The sequence below is a fragment of the Micromonospora sp. ATLC20 genome, assembly GCF_057196585.1.
This window is the reverse complement of sequence record NZ_JBXUOV010000395.1, coordinates 1-984: the sequence shown is the minus strand read 5'-3', so window position 1 is coordinate 984 and position 984 is coordinate 1. Positions and strand designations below refer to the sequence as shown.

Genomic DNA, 984 nt, shown 5'->3' with positions numbered 1-984 from the left:
TCACATTCCGAACCCGGAAGCTAAGCCCTCCAGCGCCGATGGTACTGCACTCGGGAGGGTGTGGGAGAGTAGGACACCGCCGGACAATCTTCCAGTCGAGGGCCGCCCCAGCAGGGGCGGCCCTCGACTGCGTTAGCGTTCTCGGCGGAAACGCCATCAGGAAGGATGTACCTGTGAGCTCAGGACCCCAGGGCGGGGACCGCCCCCGTCGTTACGAGGATCGCGCCGACCGCGGCCAGGGGCGTGGTGACGCCGGCCGCGACGGCCGTCGCGATGACCGTCCCTCGTACCGGGGCGGCCGCGACGACCGCCCGGGCGGCTTCCGTAGTGGCGACCGTGACAGTGGCACCCGTGGCGGCGACCGCCGCGAAGGCGGTTTCCGCGGTGGCGACCGTGAGGGTGGCTTCCGTGGCGGTGACCGTCGCGAGGGTGGCTTCCGCGGCAGTGACCGTCGTGAAGGCGGCTCGGGCGGTGGCGACCGTCGTGAGGGCGGTTTCCGTGGCGGCGACCGTGAGGGTGGCTTCCGGAGTGGAAGCCGTCCGGGCGGCGACCGTCGTGAAGGCGGTTTCCGTGGTGGCGACCGTGACGGCGGTTTCCGCGGTGGTGAGCGTCGCGAGGGTGGTTTCCGTGGCGGTGACCGTCGCGAGGGTGGTTTCCGTGGTGGCGACCGTGAGGGTGGTTTCCGTGGCGGTGACCGCCGTGAGGGCGGCTTCCGCGGCGGCGATCGTCGTGAAGGCGGTGCCCGTGAGGGTGGTTTCCGCGGCGGTGACCGTCGCGAGGGCGGTTTCCGTGGTGGCGACCGTGAGGGTGGTTTCCGTGGCGGTGACCGCCGTGAGGGCGGTTTCCGTGGTGGCGACCGTGAGGGTGGTTTCCGCGGCGGCGATCGTCGCGAGGGCGGCGCCCGTGAGGGTGGTTTCCGTGGCGGTGACCGTCGCGAGGGTGGCTTCCGTGGTGGCGACCGTGAGGGTGGTTTCCGCGGCGGCG

Annotated in this window: 1 protein-coding gene and 1 rRNA gene; one reads left to right on the top strand and one right to left on the bottom strand. The window is 71.8% G+C overall.

Annotation, left to right across the window (positions count from 1 at the left end; all coding sequences use genetic code 11):
* Window positions 1-85, top strand: a 5S ribosomal RNA gene (rrf, locus tag AC2CHG_RS31560); the annotation flags it as partial.
* Between the two features lie 94 nt (window positions 86-179).
* Here the strand turns inward: rrf and AC2CHG_RS31555 are convergent.
* The coding region (locus AC2CHG_RS31555) for a hypothetical protein (RefSeq protein ID WP_484526228.1) at window positions 180-984 on the bottom strand (805 nt) is incomplete at its 5' end.